This window comes from Streptomyces sp. NPDC046759 (assembly GCF_040645475.1).
Classification (GTDB): Bacteria; Actinomycetota; Actinomycetes; order Streptomycetales; family Streptomycetaceae; genus Streptomyces.
Map to the genome: position 1 here is coordinate 81,030 of NZ_JBEYYJ010000008.1, position 13,992 is coordinate 95,021.

Annotated in this window: 12 protein-coding genes; 3 read left to right on the forward strand and 9 right to left on the reverse strand. The window is 70.8% G+C overall.

The genetic code is table 11. The features are described 5' to 3' along the window. Positions 1 to 35 precede the first annotated feature (35 nt). The 3 genes from ABZ919_RS13330 to ABZ919_RS13340 form a co-directional block, all read right to left on the reverse strand. The gene (locus ABZ919_RS13330) at positions 36 to 593 is read right to left on the reverse strand and encodes an XRE family transcriptional regulator (protein ID WP_361246597.1); all 558 of its coding nucleotides are present in this window, start codon (positions 591 to 593) and stop codon (positions 36 to 38) included. 7 nt (positions 594 to 600) lie between these two features. Further along, positions 601 to 2,808: a helix-turn-helix domain-containing protein gene (locus ABZ919_RS13335; RefSeq protein WP_361246600.1), complete on the reverse strand. Its 2,208-nt coding sequence runs from the start codon at positions 2,806 to 2,808 to the stop codon at positions 601 to 603. 164 nt (positions 2,809 to 2,972) lie between these two features. Continuing rightward, positions 2,973 to 3,401 carry a hypothetical protein gene (locus ABZ919_RS13340; RefSeq protein WP_361246603.1) on the reverse strand — a complete coding sequence of 143 codons (429 nt, stop codon included), beginning with the start codon at positions 3,399 to 3,401 and terminating at the stop codon, positions 2,973 to 2,975. Positions 3,402 to 3,726: 325 nt separating this feature from the next. On the opposite strand from ABZ919_RS13340, the gene ABZ919_RS13345 reads away from it, so the two are divergent. Then, a complete protein-coding gene (locus ABZ919_RS13345) occupies positions 3,727 to 4,665 on the forward strand; it encodes a L,D-transpeptidase (protein WP_361247098.1) in 939 nt (312 codons plus the stop codon). A 22-nt stretch (positions 4,666 to 4,687) separates the two neighbouring features. Here the strand turns inward: ABZ919_RS13345 and ABZ919_RS13350 are convergent, their stop codons facing one another. The 3 genes from ABZ919_RS13350 to ABZ919_RS13360 form a co-directional block, all read right to left on the reverse strand. After that, positions 4,688 to 4,894: a hypothetical protein gene (locus tag ABZ919_RS13350; RefSeq protein WP_361246605.1), complete on the reverse strand. Its 207-nt coding sequence runs from the start codon at positions 4,892 to 4,894 to the stop codon at positions 4,688 to 4,690. 490 nt (positions 4,895 to 5,384) lie between these two features. Further along, entirely contained in the window at positions 5,385 to 6,242 is an 858-nt protein-coding gene (locus ABZ919_RS13355; protein WP_361246607.1) for a DUF427 domain-containing protein, read from the reverse strand. A gap of 281 nt (positions 6,243 to 6,523) precedes the next feature. Further along, entirely contained in the window at positions 6,524 to 7,393 is an 870-nt protein-coding gene (locus ABZ919_RS13360; RefSeq protein WP_361246610.1) for an alpha/beta hydrolase, read from the reverse strand. Positions 7,394 to 7,810: 417 nt separating this feature from the next. On the opposite strand from ABZ919_RS13360, the gene ABZ919_RS13365 reads away from it, so the two are divergent. After that, positions 7,811 to 9,580 carry an MOSC and FAD-binding oxidoreductase domain-containing protein gene (locus tag ABZ919_RS13365; protein ID WP_361246613.1) on the forward strand — a complete coding sequence of 590 codons (1,770 nt, stop codon included), beginning with the start codon at positions 7,811 to 7,813 and terminating at the stop codon, positions 9,578 to 9,580. A 193-nt stretch (positions 9,581 to 9,773) separates the two neighbouring features. On the opposite strand, the gene ABZ919_RS13370 is transcribed toward ABZ919_RS13365, so the two are convergent. Both ABZ919_RS13370 and ABZ919_RS13375 read right to left on the reverse strand, forming a co-directional pair. Beyond that, a complete protein-coding gene (locus tag ABZ919_RS13370) occupies positions 9,774 to 10,646 on the reverse strand; it encodes an alpha/beta hydrolase (RefSeq protein WP_361246616.1) in 873 nt (290 codons plus the stop codon). Further along, positions 10,643 to 11,419, reverse strand: coding sequence for a TetR/AcrR family transcriptional regulator (locus ABZ919_RS13375; protein ID WP_361246619.1), 777 nt, complete (start codon positions 11,417 to 11,419; stop codon positions 10,643 to 10,645). Before ABZ919_RS13375 ends, ABZ919_RS13370 begins: the two co-directional genes overlap by 4 nt. Positions 11,420 to 11,477: 58 nt before the next feature. Between ABZ919_RS13375 and ABZ919_RS13380 the strand changes: the two genes are divergently transcribed. Further along, the gene (locus ABZ919_RS13380) at positions 11,478 to 13,124 is read left to right on the forward strand and encodes an FAD-binding oxidoreductase (RefSeq protein WP_361246622.1); all 1,647 of its coding nucleotides are present in this window, start codon (positions 11,478 to 11,480) and stop codon (positions 13,122 to 13,124) included. 215 nt (positions 13,125 to 13,339) lie between these two features. Here the strand turns inward: ABZ919_RS13380 and ABZ919_RS13385 are convergent, their stop codons facing one another. Then, positions 13,340 to 13,927: a winged helix-turn-helix domain-containing protein gene (locus tag ABZ919_RS13385; RefSeq protein ID WP_361246625.1), complete on the reverse strand. Its 588-nt coding sequence runs from the start codon at positions 13,925 to 13,927 to the stop codon at positions 13,340 to 13,342. Between the last annotated feature and the right edge of the window lie 65 nt (positions 13,928 to 13,992).

Here is a 13,992-nt window from a genome sequence, read left to right on the forward strand (position 1 = left end):
CCACCGCCGGCGGTGCGGGGACTGCCGAAGGGCGTTCACAGGTCGAACTCGACGTGCTCGATGTCCGTGAAGCGCACTTCCTCGAGGGAGCCGGCGCGGCGGCCGCTGTCCTGGAAGTACACGTCCCTGAGCGCCTCGGCAGCGATCTGCTGCAGCTGCTGGTCAGCGGCGCCGGCCTGCCGGGCGTCGAAGAGCCGGGCGGCGTACTGCGGCGGCAGCGCGACGGTCAGGTGCCGGATCCGTGCGTCATCGGTCGAACCGGCCGGCGCGGTGTAGCCGATCCGGGCCCTGGTGTCGATGACGATGCCTCCCGTCGTCGCCGCCTTGTGGCGGGCCCTGGCCCGGACCTGCGGCTGCCAGCGGGCCTTCACCTCCCGCTCCAGGCGGGCGGCGAGTTCCGCACGAGGCCGCTTGGCCTTGCCGGCCACGTAACGCTCCACCTGACGCTGGGACATCCCCAGCAGTTCGGCGACCGCCCTCGTTCCCTTGAGCTGCTTGACCAGGTACCGCATCTGCGCACCGGCCGACCTCGGGGCCGGGCGGGTGAAAGCCTTCTGCACCGCCTGGTCCAAGCCGTCCCCGAACGCGCTCATAGCCTGCCTACTCCCCGCTGTCGGCATCGGTGACGGTGCCGTCCCTGATGTACCGGGCGAGATTCAGTTCCGGGGCGTCGAACTGCTCGCGGACGCCCTCGCCCCACAGGACGCTCTGGGTGCCTTCCCATTTCACCAGGCCCGGGTTGACGCCGAGTTTGAATCCGCCCGGCAGCGGCTTTCCGTCCCGGTAGGGCAGGAAGTCGAGCGGTGTGCCGCCGTCGACCGCGTAGACGACACAGTCGGAGAGGATCGCCACGGGGTACTGCCCGGTGAAAGCAGCATGCTTGACGATCTTCCGGTGGAGGTTGATCCGTGTGCGGGAAATGACGGCGGCGCGGATGTCCGGCCGCCAAGTGGGCCGGGCCAGGGCCCGCCACGGCCGGCCGGGCCGCCAGCCCTCACCGCGGGGCCGCTCGCGCAGCTTGCCCAGGCCGCCCTTGACCGTCGCCTTGATCGCGGACACCACGATGGCCAGCTGGGGGTCACGCTGCCGGTAGCCGTCCATCGCCTTGAGGAAGTCGGCCGGCGGCAGGTCCGCAGACACACCGAGATCAGCCATCGTGGCCAGGTAGGCGTCACGGAGCCGGTTGTACCAGGCGTCCAGATAGCGGCCGTTCTCGTACCGGACGTACGCCTCGATCGGACGGACGTCGTAGCCGAGCTCGACCGCGTAGGCGACGGTCGGCGTCGCGTACCAGGCCGGTCCCTGCGGGCGTTCCCCCTTGGGCGTGAACGGGCTGGGCAGCAGGCCGCCGTCCAGGCCCACCCACTCCTTGCCGACCTTCACACGGGACAGGTCGACATGGGAGAGGTCGACCAGCCATGAGCCGGGCAGTTTCGGGTCGAACACCGGCTGCTTGAGGTGTGTGGGCTTGCCGAGACCGACGTTCAGCCCGTTCGCTCCGGCGGCGAAAGCCATATTGACGTCGATACCGACCAGGTTGCGGCGCAGACACTCGTCGTCGGTGAGCGGCCGCGCCCAGTCGTACGCCTCCTCGAACAGCTTCTCGCCCGGGCCGCGGACGTGGAAGCGGGGCAGGTCCGCCACCAGCGGATGCCCGTCCGGTGCTTCGCACGGCGCACAGTCGACCGGATCCCTGCCCAGGCTCCCGGGGTTGTGCTCGGAGTGCCGGCGTCCGTCGGCGTCGGGTTCGGAGGCGCGGGTCGGCGGGTGCAGCGCGGTCATCAGCTCCAGGCCGGTCACTGCCGTCGAGCCGCGCGGCGTCATCACCCGGGCCGCGTAGACACCGAGGATCCGGGCGAGCTCCGCCGGCGGGAGCTGCCCGGCCTCGCCCCAGTGACGAGTGTCGAGCGCGTTCCAGGACGGGATGCACAACTGCACGCAGGTGCGCTCGGAGCCCTGCGCCGGTCGGTAGATGCGCGCCCAGGGTCCGAACCCGCGCTTCGTGAGCTGCCAGTCCGCGCGGAGCAGCTGCTTGACGACCTTGTGGCCTTCCGGAATCCGGCCGGCGAGCCTCTCCTCGTCCGTGAGCGTGACGGGCAGGCCGTAGCGCTCGAGCGCGGCCTCGGTCAGCACGAGCAACGGGTCGGCGTCCTTGCCCGGTCCGGACAGCCTCGGCTGGCCGAGCTCCGCCTCGCCCAGCGTCCAGTCGACCAGGGCCGGGAGGCTCTTGGCCGGCACGTCCAGGACCAGACCGCCGGTGCAGTACGCCAGCACCTGGCCGTCCTCGACGTCGACCACCGCGAGCGGCCCGTTCTCGAAGCGTGGTTCCTTGCTCCCGCCCGGGGTGACGGCCGGCACCGCCCGCTCCACGGCCGGGCGCCCCGGCGTCGACGACGTCCCGACGGCGCGCGCCGGGCGTGCTGTGACTGTCGGCGCGGTGGTCACGGCGGGGGGGCTCTGCGGAGTGTCGTCCGCCAGGACCGTGCGTGTGGAGAGGGCCTCGGTCTCCGGAGCCGGGGAAGGCGTGCCGGTACAGGGTTCCGGGGCCGTCGGTGTCTCGACGGGCGCGGCCGGGTAGAGATCGGCGAGTCTGTTCAGCAGCCGCGCGTACGCGTCGCGCTCCGGAGGGCGGGGTTCGGTCTTGCCGGCCTCCCACCCGCTGACCGTGGCACGGCGGACCTTCAGCGCGGCGGCCACCTCATCGACCGTCAGGCCGTGGGCCTTCCGCAGCCGCTTGCGCTCCTGCGGCGACGGCAGTGCGGCGCGGGACGCGACCAGGGCGTCGACCGCGTCGAACAGCTCGGACATGGCACACCTCCTGAGCTGCAGCCTACTCCAGAGAGCGCACCGACCCCGTGCATTCACCGTACATATCGCGTACGGAGACGAGGGTGCCCTCCACGGCACCGGGACCCCGTCCGGGGTGCCGGTGCCGTGGAGGCAGACGCCGCACTATCCGGGCGCCGGCCCGCTCACAGGACCGTGACGGTCGATTCGCGGGCGTAGCTGAACCCGTCGTTGTCGAAGTAGAAGACGGTGACCTTGACCTTGTCTCCCTTGACGAAGTGCGAGCCCGGGGCGGTGCGCATGTTCACCTGGGCGGTGTGGTTGTCGTAGTCACAGACGAGCTTGTCCTTCTTGATCGTGCCGGCGGCGATCCCTTCGCGGTGCGAGCCGGTGTCGAGCGTGCCGGCGTTGGCCACGAGCTCGTGGTCCATCCCCGGGTCACAGGAGTAGGTGACGTCCACCTGTACGGTCGGCTCGTGGAACGACACCTTGTCGATGGTCAGGACGTTGGCCTTCGCAGCGGCCGACGGGGCAGTTGCGAGGACACCCGCACCGACCATCAGGGCCGTGGCTGCGCTCCCGACAAGGCGTCGTCGGACAGTGGTCGACTTCATCGATTCTCTTCCTTCCCCCCTGCGCGATCACCCTTGGTCTCAGGCGTGGAGGAATATCCAACTAGGCGGGTGACTGCAACAGTTGATCGATTTTCATCCTGGATCATACGTGATCTTCCATGGAAGGAGCCGGTGACGGTCGGGGGCCCCGGCCCGCCAGCGGGCAAGAACTTTTGGGACACGCTTTACACGACGCGTGCAACTGTGGCCCCCTTCCCGGCTGTCTGACAGGAAGTCGGGCCCGTCAGGGCCGGAGAGCGAGAGAGCGGGGCAGGTCGTGGGACGGCGCAAGGGCGGCATAGGAATCGCACTGGTCACGGGTGCCATGCTGGTGGGCGTGAGCGCCTGCGGCGGGGGCAGCAGTGACAAGGCGAGCGGGGACGACGCAAAGGCGCCGGGCAAGCCGGGTGCGAGCGCCTCTCCGTCACCGACGAAGCCCGCGGGCCCGCCGATGCTGCTGGACACGATCACCCCGCAGGCGGGAGCCACGGTCGGCGTGGCCATGCCGATCTCGGTGGTCTTCACCAACCCCGTGGCGGCAAAGGCACGGGCCACGGTGGAGAAGCACATGAAGGTGAGCGCTTCGCAGCCGGTGGTCGGCGCCTGGCACTGGTTCGGCGACAAGCGCGCCGACTGGCGGCCGAAGACGTACTGGCCCTCCGGTACGAAGGTGAAGATCGACGCCGACATGGAGGGCGTCAGCAACGGCAACGGGCGCTACGGCGTGCGCAACTACACGCACACCTTCACGATCGGCGACGACGTGCGCGCGGATGTCTCGGTGACCGGCCACACCATGAAGGTGACCCGGAACGGCACGCTGGTGCGCACACTGTCGATCAATGCGGGCAGCGCTCAGTACCCGACGTGGAACGGCACGATGGCCGTCATCGACAAGGAGGAGAAGGTCCACATGACCTCCTGCAGCGTCGGCATCAGCTGCGACAAGGGCAGCCCCAACTACTACGATCTGACGCTGCCTTGGGACATCCACCTGACCCAGTCCGGCACCTACGTGCACTACTCGACCGGTGACCCCAACCCGGGCAGCGGCAGCGCCCGCGGCTCGCACGGTTGCGTGCACCTGTCCCTGTCGGACGCCAAGTGGTTCTACGGCCAGGTCAAGCAGGGCGACCCCGTCACCATCACCGGCTCGCCCCGTGCCAAGGCCTCGGCGGACAACGGGTACGCCGACTTCAACCTGGGATGGGACGAGTGGCTCGCGGGCAGCGCGTCCGGGCAGGGGACGACGGCCACGCTGTGATGCGCGGCGGTGGCGGCGCCGGTCAGCACGCGATGGTGTCGACCGCGCCGCCACCGTGGTTCTCGGCTTGCGGTCGGGCGTCCGGGCGGGTGCCGCGTATGCTGCCCGCCGATGCGGCGGCCACGCACAGCACCGCGATCCACTGTGACCAGTGCAGCGACTCCGGGAGGACGATGAGGCCGACGAGGGCCGCCATCGCCGGCTCGAGGCTCATGAGGATGCCGAACACGCGTTCCTGCCGTGGTGTGGCGGCCCAGCGCCGCGCCGGCCGGGCTGTACAGGCCCCAGCACGTTCCTGCGGCGAGGGCGCACAGGAGACCGGCGAGGTCGAGGACGGACCACTGTCCACGTGCGACGATTCATGCGCAGGGGCGCCGCCGCACCAGCATCAGCACCGCCGCCGCGAAGAACAGTCGCAGCGCGACTGCCCCGAAGCTGGCCACTGTGCTGAACAGGTGTGTGGCCGGTGCCGAACCCACCTGGACGCTGACGATGCCGAGCCACCAGTGACGGTGCCGGGATCGCGCCGACAGGACGTCCGGCCGGCGTCGGAGAGGACCGAGGGGACGGGCCGCGTTCAGTCCTGTCGCCGTTGAGGGTGGCCACGCGTGGATCGTCGACGATCGGGAGCCGCGCGTCACATGTTTTCCAGGTTCCCGGGGCGCGGAAAGTACGGTGTCCTGGCTTGACGAGTGCCGGCGATCACATCACGTCAGAGATCATTTCGTCACCTCGTCAACGTCCAGGCCGCGGTCCACGCCGTGGGCAATGACTTTCTGTCCGGGTTCGAGTTCGAGGCGCTTGCCGTCGAGGAGGACCTCGACCTGGTCGGGCTCGAAGGACACCATGCCGTCGATCCGCCCGACCTCGGCGTAGGCGCTGCGGTAGGACCAGGCGGCGCGGTGGGCGCCGTCGATGTCGTAGTAGTCGCACAGGCCCTTGTAGGGGCAGAAGGTCTGTCCTTCGACGGGGTGCAGCCGGGTCTCGTCGATGTCGGTGCGCGGAACGTACCAGCGCGGGGCGAAGCCGGATTCGTAGAGCACGACGGGGCGTTCGGAGCAGGCGATCACGCCGTCACCGAGCCGGACTTCCAGGGTCCGGGTGGTGTTGCGGATGTCGATGCGGTGGTACGGGTCGGCAGCGTGGCCCAGGATGCGTTCGTCCTCCTCGTAGAAGGCGTCCATGGCGCGCCATGCGAAGGCGATGCGGCCCTGGAGTTCGGCGGCGTGCCGGGGCAGTGCGGTGAACTCCCAGGCGGCGCGTTCGGTGGTGCGCTCGCCGTTCTTGACGGTGTACCAGGTGGTGTCTCCCAGGTCCTTGTGGTGGGTGGTCCTGCCACCGGCGACGAGGGCGTGTGCGTCGACGTCCTCGCGGGGGAAGTACGCGACCGGGTAGCGGCCCGGCTCGTGCAGCAGGACGACGTTCTCGCTGTCGGCGATCCATGTGCCGTTGAACTTCACGCGCATGCGGCGGCGCGGCCGCTCGGCGAACAGCAGGCGCTCGGGCAGGGCTTGCGGGGTGAGGAAGCGTCCGATCGCTCCTGCGGAGAGGGGGCCTTGCTGCCAGGACAGTCCCATGGTGTCTTCCTTCCGGGCTCGGAGCGCGGGACGGAAGGATCCGCGCCGCGACGGGCGGGGGCAGGTGATGGTCGGCATCGGGCAGAGCGGGCTGGAGGACTGGGAGAAGGCCGACCGGCGGGCTCGGTGTCGTCGCTGCGTCCGCAAGCGTGCCGGGAGTGTGCCTGCTTCGCGACGGCGCGGGCGGTGCGTACCGTCCGGGGGTGATGCGGAGAGCCCGCTGGACGAGATCCGGCACGACGGGTCCCTTGCCGGCCAGTCGCCTCCGCACCGGGCGTGCGTCAGGTGAGGACCCGGGCGAGGAAGTCGCGGATGTGCTCGGCGATGGGCTGGAGGTGGCTCTCCAGGGCGAAGTGACCGGACTCCAGCAGGTGGATCTCGGCGTCGGGCAGGTCCTTGCCGAACGCCTCGGCGCCTGCGGGCCCGAAGATCTCGTCGTGGGCGCCCCAGACCGCCAGGAGGGGGACCTGGGAGTCGCGGAAGTACTGGTGGACCTGCGGGTAGAGCTCCACGTTGGTGGGGTAGTCACGGAAGAGTTTGAGCTGGATCTCGTCGTTTCCGGGACGGTCCAGCAGCGCCTGGTCGTGGACCCAGTTGTCGGGGCTGACCAGACTCGGGTCGGCCACCCCGTTCACGTACTGCCAGCGGGTGGTCTCCAGGGTCAGGGCGGCGCGCATGGGTGCTTCGGTGTCCGGTCCCGGCGCCTCGGCGTAGGCGAACGCTCCGTCCCAGAAGGGCCTGACGAAGCCCTCCTCGTAGGCGTTGCCGTTCTGGGTGATGATCGCCGTGATGCGGTCCGGGGCCTGGAGCGCGAGCCGCCAGCCGATGGGGGCGCCGTAGTCCTGCACGTACATCGCGAACCGGCCGACGCCCAGGTGCTGGAGCAGGCCGGAGGTGACCTCGGTGAGGGCGCCGAAGGTGTACGGGAACTCCTGCAGGGTGGGCATCGCCGACTGCCCGAACCCGATGTGGTCGGGGGCGATGACGTGATACCGGTCGGCGAGGGCCGGGATCAGGTGGCGGAACATGTGCGAGCTGGTCGGAAAGCCGTGCAGGAGGAGCAGGACGGGTGCCTTCGGGTCTCCGGCCTCCCGGTAGAAGACCTCGAGGCCGTTGACGGTCGCGGTGCGGTGGTGGACTGCGAGAACCATCTCTCTAACCCCTGTTTGGACAGTTTTCGGTTACAAGACCAGTCGAACACGCCCCCTCTAACCTGTCAAGTCACTTTTACCGGTTAGATGAAGGGAGGGGCGGCCGCTGCCCGACGGGGCATTCGCGGGCGGCCCTGCACCGGGTGCGAACGCGAGACCGGGCCGGCGGTCTGGCTCCAGCTCCGCCCTTGGCGGGCCGGCGGTCTGGCTCCAGCTCCGCCCTTGGCGGGCCGGTGGCCAGCGCAGCCCGCCGCGAACCGCACTCGGACGCTCGAGCATGCGGGAAGTCCGGGCCGGTGCCTCGACAGGCCCATGATCGATGAATAGCGGGCGGCACGCGCCGAGCATAGGATCGGGCTCAGCATGCCCTTCACAGCGCCATGAGGGACTGATCCCGGCCACCCCAGGAGAACCGCAATGGCGACGCTGCTGTCCGTCAATGTGGGGATGCCCAAGGACGTCCCCTGGAAGGGAAGGACGGTCCGGACCGGAGCGTGGAAGTCCCCCGTGTCCGGTCCCCGGATGGTGCGGCGGCTGAACATCGACGGAGACGGCCAAGGCGACCTGGCCGGGCACGGTGGTGAGATGCGTGCCGTTCTCGTCTACCAGCTGCAGTCCTACCAGTACTGGCAGAAGCAGCTCGGTCGCGACGACCTGACCTTCGGGATGTTCGGGGAGAACTTCACCGTCGACGGTCTGCCGGACAGCGAAGTGTGCATCGGGGACCGTTTCCGCATCGGCGACGCCGAATTCGAGGTCACCCAGCCCCGCGTCACCTGCTACCGCGTCGGCATGCGCCTGGGCGAACCCACCATGGCCTCGCTCCTGGTCGCCCATCACCGCCCCGGCTTCTATGTGCGCGTGATCACCGAGGGAAGCGTCCAGGCCGGTGATCAGATCACCCTGACCCGCAAGGGCCCCGGGCACCTCAGCGTCGCCGACACCGACGCCCTGCTCTACCTCCCCGACCGCGACCCCGAGAAGCTGCGCAGAGCACTCGACATCCCCGCACTGAGCCCCGGATGGCAGCAGTCCTTCCGCGAACTCGCCGGCGCCCGGCAGCCCGCACAGGAACCGGGGTGGCCGGGCGAACGCGCCGGCGCCCGGCAGCCCAGGCAGGAACCTGGATGGTCGGGTTTCAAAAGCATGCGCATCGCCCGCATCGTCCGCGAGACCCCCACCGTCTCCTCGATCTACCTCGACACCACCGACGGCACGCCGCGGCCACAGGCCCGCCCCGGCCAGTACCTGTCCATCCGCCTGGACGTCGGTGAATCCGCGCCCGTGGTGCGCAGTTACTCACTGTCCTCGGCACCCACAGCCGCCGCCTACCGCATCAGCGTCAAGCACGAGCCCCGCGGCCGGGTGAGCCACTACCTCCACACCCGTCTCCGTCCCGGTGACCTCGTGGACGTCGCAAGTCCCCGCGGGGCCTTCGTACTCGAGGACGGCGCGGACCCGGTCGTCCTGGCCTCGGCGGGGATCGGCGCCACCCCCATGCTCTCCATGCTCCACCAGCTCGCCGCCACCGGGGACCCACGCCCCGTCTGGTGGATCCACACGGCCCACGACCGCGCCCACCACGTCTTCGCCGACGAGGCCCACGCCCTCCTCGCTCAACTCCCCCACGCCCACGAGCACATCTACTACACGGCGCCCGACGACCTCGCTGCCGGGCGCGACCAGCGCCACATCACCTACGGCCGCCCGACCGCCGCGTCACTGGCCACCATCGGCATCCCCGCCGACGCCGACGCCTATCTCTGCGGTCCGCCTGCCTTCATGGACGACTTCAGCGCGTTCCTGCGCGATCGCGGCCTGCGTCCCGAGCGGATCCACACCGAACAGTTCAGTGCTCTGCCCGCCGTGAACCCCGGCATCACGACCACGGTCGCGGTCCGGCCGCACCAACCACCCGGCCGGCCGGGCACCGGTCCGCTCGTCACCTTCGCCCGCAGCGGCATCACCACCCCGTGGTCGCCGGCCCACGCCTCGCTCCTCGGCCTCGCCGAAGCCTGCGACGTCCCCACCCGGTGGTCCTGCCGGACCGGCGTCTGCCACACCTGCCTCACGCACCTCGTCGCAGGCGACGTCACCTACACCACCCCGCCCCTGGACCCCACGGAGGCGGGCACCGTCCTCGTCTGCTGCAGCGAACCCGTCTCCGAGGTCGTCCTCGATCTCTAGTGCTCTGAGCGAGGACCGAGAAGCTTCGGAACGGGTCGGTCGCGGTGACGGTCGGAGGTCGGCGCAGCGGGCCGGTGGTTCGCCGCACAGGACGCGCCGGCCTCGCCTGCGGCGATCCGGGCGGCGCTGTGGGCGGCTTGGCGGCTCGCACCGGCGACGGGTGGGTGCGTCAGCCGGGGGGAACAGCTACGCCCTAGCCATCCAGGAAGGCGGTGAGAGCCTGGGCGACGGCCGTGGGGTGTTCGATCTGGGGGTAATGGCCGACCGGTGGCGGGCCGTCGAGTGCCACCACCGTGGCCCCGGGCAGGCGTCTGCGGATCCGCTCGAGGACGTGGGCACCGCTGATGGGGTCCGCCGGCCCCCAGAGGAAGAGGGCAGGTCCCCGGTAGGTCTCCAGGGCGCCGACCCAGCGCTCGGCGTGCTCGCGGCGCTCGTCGATGTACCGCAGCAGGCGGGGGGCGAGGCGGTGACCGTCCCGGTCCTTGAGGGACCACCAGAGGTCCCGGAGATCCTCCGCAGCGACGTTCCTGCCCAGCACCCGGCGCAGCGAGGACATGAATCGCCGTTGTGTGGTGAGCCGGGCGAGGACCGGGCCGAAGGGCCCGTGGAGGAGTCGCTGGATGCGCACCGGCCGGTGCAGGTCGGGGTAGAGGCCGCCGTTGAGCCACGCCATGCGGGTGATGCGGGACGGGTCGCGCGCCAGCAGCTCCTGGGCGACGCTGACGCCGTAGTCGTGGGCCACCAAGGCAGTGTGGTCCACGCCGAGAACGGACCACACCTCCTCGATCAGCGACGCCTGTTCCAGGACGGAGTAGCGGTGGTCGCGCGGTTTCTCGCTCGCGCCGAAACCGAGCAGGTCCAGGGTGGTGACGCGGTTGCCTGCCGCGGCGAGAGCGGGCACGACGGCCGCCCAGTCGTGGGACGAGCTGGGGAACCCGTGGATCAACGTGACGGGACGGCCGTCGGGGGGACCGTCCTGGCGGACGAACAGTGCGCGGCCGCGGACGGTGAGGTGGCTTCCGCCGGCCGTCCATCGGGACACGGGCGGCAGGACACGGCGTGTCATGGGGTCTCCGGGCAGGGGGCGGGCAAGGGGGTGGGGGTCCCGGTCGCCGCCGAGGCACGCACCGGTGCGTCGGCCGGTGCGTGCCCGACGGAGGGTTTCGGCCTCGCTATCAGACTGATGGCATCCAGGAGGCGGGCGCAGCGGGCGGTCATGTCCTGTGCGGACAGCTGGGGATGGGAGATCCACCAGCCGATCAGTGCGCTGACGGTGCCCGTCCACACATGTTTGAGCGCGTCCGCGTCCAGGGCGTCGTGATTGCCCTGTTCCCGTAGCAGCGCGGCCGTGCCCGAGGCCGCGAGTCCGTCGATCGCCTCACGGTGACGGTGGGCGGCGTGCCAGGGTCCGGAGCCGGGCTGCAGGGTCCGGTCGTACAGCACGAACCAGGCGTGCCGCCGATCCTCCAGCGTCCTGAAGAGGGCGGCGAGGACCGTGTGCGCAAGCTCGCCCTCCGGTGGGCGCGCCGCCATGGCCCGGTCGATCGCCGCGAGCAGGCGGGAGCCGATGTCGTCGACGCAGGCCGCGTGCAGGCCGTCCTTGGAGCCGAAGTAGGTGTACAGCATCGGTTTGGTGACGCCCACTCGCCGGGCTATGTCGGCCATCGAGGCGGCCGCGTGGCCGCGCGTGCCGAACTCCTCCAGGGCCGCGGCGAGGATCTGTTGCTCCCGGCGGGCTCTCGGCACGCCTTTGGTGCCGGCGATGCGCCTCCCACCGCGCCCTCCTCGTGTTCCATCGCCGGGCGCATCCGGCATGGCCGAGGCTCTTGCAGTCGTCATGGGCGGACTATACCTTCCAGTAACTTACCAAATGGTAAATTACTGGAAGGTCAATGCCGTGACCGACAGCACCATTTCAGACCCGTCCCCCTCCAGCGCCCCTCCGGTCCGTTCCTGGTGGGGCTGGGGCGCCGCGGACCAGGCACTGTCCGACGCCGAATGCACCGCACTGGGCAAACTGATCCCCGGAGCGGCGGACACCCCGTTGCCCGTCCCCGACGTCACCGCGCTCGCACTGCCCCCCTCCCGCCTGCGGCCGCCCTCCGCGCTCGCCCCACTGATGTCGGCCGCTCCGCAGGACCGGGCTTCGCACACCTACGGCAAGGCGTACCGGGACGTGCTCCGGGCTCTCGCGGGGGATTTCGCCGCAGCCCCGGACCAGGTCGTCCGCCCCCGGACCGAGCAGCACGTGGTCGACGTCCTGGACTGGGCGGCGGAGGCCGACGTGGCCGTCGTGCCGTACGGTGCGGGCAGTTCGGTCGTCGGTGGGGTCGAGTACCGCGCGCACCCGCGCCGCGGCGTGGTGTCCCTGGATCTCTCCGCCCTGGACCGGGTGCTGGAGATCGACCGGGTCAGCCGGGCCGCGCGCATCCAGGCCGGTGCGCTGGGCCCCCGTCTGGAAGCGGGACTGCGCCCGCACGGGCTGACCCTGCGCCATTTCCCGCAGAGCTTCGAGTTCTCCACGCTGGGCGGCTGGCTCGCGACCCGGGCCGGGGGCCACTACGCCACGCTGTTCACCCACATCGACGATCTCGTCCAGTCGCTGCGCGTGGTGACGCCGGTCGGGGTCAACGAGTCGCTGCGGCTGCCCGGTTCGGGCGCGGGCCCCTCCCCCGACCGGCTCTTCCTGGGCTCCGAGGGGACTCTCGGTGTCATCACCGAGGCCTGGATGCGACTGCAGGAGCGCCCCCGGTACAAGGCGTCCGCGACGGTGCTCTTCAACGACGTCCATGCCGCGATGGAGGCCGTGCGCGCTCTGGCCCAGTCGGGGCTGCACCCGGCCAACTGCCGGCTCCTCGACCCCGGGGAGGCCGCTCTGGCAGGGGTCGCGCAGGGCGGTGAGAGCGTGCTCGTCCTCGGCGTGGAATCGGCGCACGTGCCGGTAGACGGACGCCTGGCCGAGCTCCTCACGCTGGCCCGTGACCACGGCGGAACGGTCGCGCCCACGGATTCCGGCGGCGGGGACGGCGCCGCGTGGACATGGCGCTCGGCGTTCCTGCGCATGCCCTACCTCCGGGATGCACTCGCCCGCATGAGCGTCGTGACGGAGACGTTCGAGACGGCCTGCACCTGGGACCGCGCGCCTGAGCTGTACGAGACCGTCCGCGGACGGCTCGCCGACGTCGTGCGAGAGGTGACGGGCGCGGCCGGTACGGTCAACTGCCGCTTCACCCACGTCTACCCGGACGGGCCCGCTCCCTACTACACCGTCATCGCGCCGGGCCGCCGCGGTGCGGAGGTGGCCATGTGGGACGAGATCAAGTCCGCGGCGATGGACCTCCTGCACGATCTCGGCGCGACCGTCACCCATCACCACGCGGTCGGTCGCGACCACCGGCCCGGCTACGACCGCCAGCGTCCGGAACCCTTCGCGCTGGCGCTGCGCGCCGCGAAGCAGGCGCTCGACCCGGCCGGGATCCTGAACCCGGGCGTGCTCATCGATCCGGCCCCGCGAGCGTCGACCGATCCGGCGATGACCGGCTGACGCGGCCGGCCCGCCAGAACCGCCGGTCGACGCCCGGCACCTCCATCGATCCTGAGGCTGCGACACCGGAGCGCAGGTCCGACGGCACCGTCAGGCGGCTGATCGCCTAGCGCGGCGGCGGGGGCGGGGGGCGGTCGTCCGACGCGGCGGATCGTCGAGGCCGCGCCCGACGCTCACCGGCGATACGACCGCGTGGCCGGCCGAAGCCCAGGCGGTCAAGGGGCGTCGTCCGGCGGCAGGCTGGGCACATCGGCACGGAAGAGGCTGACCAGCAGCCCGTACGGCTCGCCGTGCGCGGGGTCCGTCGGGTGTTCCTCGGTGGCCATCGCACGCAACTGGGCCTCCAGCGCGTGCGCCTGCGCGTCGGTGAGCCAGAGGTGGCGCAGCACGGTGTGCGAGGGCTGGCCGGGCCGTGTCGGCAGCATCTCGCCGAGTGCGGCGTTGATCAGGAACTCCGGGCCGACCTCCGCGTCCCGGTGCACCTTGAAGCCCTGGCTGACCAGCGCGAAGTACTGCTCGGTGCCGCCTCGTACCTGGCGGGTCTCGGTCAACCGGACCAGGCCCGCCTCGCGCAGCACGCGCACGTGGTAGCCGATGGTGCCCTTGCTCATGCCCAGCGCGTGGGCGAGCTGGCGCAGCGTGGCCGGGCGCTGGCGCAACACGTTGACCATGCGGTGCCGCACGGGGTGCCCGAGGGCCTTGAACTGCTCGGGCGAGCGCAGCACGAGGTGGTCCTGCTCGTCGCGCGGTGGCTCGTCCTGGTCGCCGCCGCGCGAGGGCCCGGGCGGCCGTTCTTCTGCCATGCCCGAAAGTGTCCATGAACCTAAACACTTTTGACAACTCGATCGCGGCGACCTCAGAATCCCCC

Bases quoted from the DNA above. Each gene is read 5' to 3' on its own strand.
- ABZ919_RS13330 (WP_361246597.1), bottom strand. From the start codon at position 593: ATGAGCGCGTTCGGGGACGGCTTGGACCAGGCGGTGCAGAAGGCTTTC.
- ABZ919_RS13335 (WP_361246600.1), bottom strand. From the start codon at position 2,808: ATGTCCGAGCTGTTCGACGCGGTCGACGCCCTGGTCGCGTCCCGCGCC.
- ABZ919_RS13340 (WP_361246603.1), bottom strand. From the start codon at position 3,401: ATGAAGTCGACCACTGTCCGACGACGCCTTGTCGGGAGCGCAGCCACG.
- ABZ919_RS13345 (WP_361247098.1), top strand. From the start codon at position 3,727: ATGCTGGTGGGCGTGAGCGCCTGCGGCGGGGGCAGCAGTGACAAGGCG.
- ABZ919_RS13355 (WP_361246607.1), bottom strand. From the start codon at position 6,242: ATGGGACTGTCCTGGCAGCAAGGCCCCCTCTCCGCAGGAGCGATCGGA.
- ABZ919_RS13360 (WP_361246610.1), bottom strand. From the start codon at position 7,393: ATGGTTCTCGCAGTCCACCACCGCACCGCGACCGTCAACGGCCTCGAG.
- ABZ919_RS13365 (WP_361246613.1), top strand. From the start codon at position 7,811: ATGGCGACGCTGCTGTCCGTCAATGTGGGGATGCCCAAGGACGTCCCC.
- ABZ919_RS13370 (WP_361246616.1), bottom strand. From the start codon at position 10,646: ATGACACGCCGTGTCCTGCCGCCCGTGTCCCGATGGACGGCCGGCGGA.
- ABZ919_RS13375 (WP_361246619.1), bottom strand. From the start codon at position 11,419: ATGACGACTGCAAGAGCCTCGGCCATGCCGGATGCGCCCGGCGATGGA.
- ABZ919_RS13385 (WP_361246625.1), bottom strand. From the start codon at position 13,927: ATGGCAGAAGAACGGCCGCCCGGGCCCTCGCGCGGCGGCGACCAGGAC.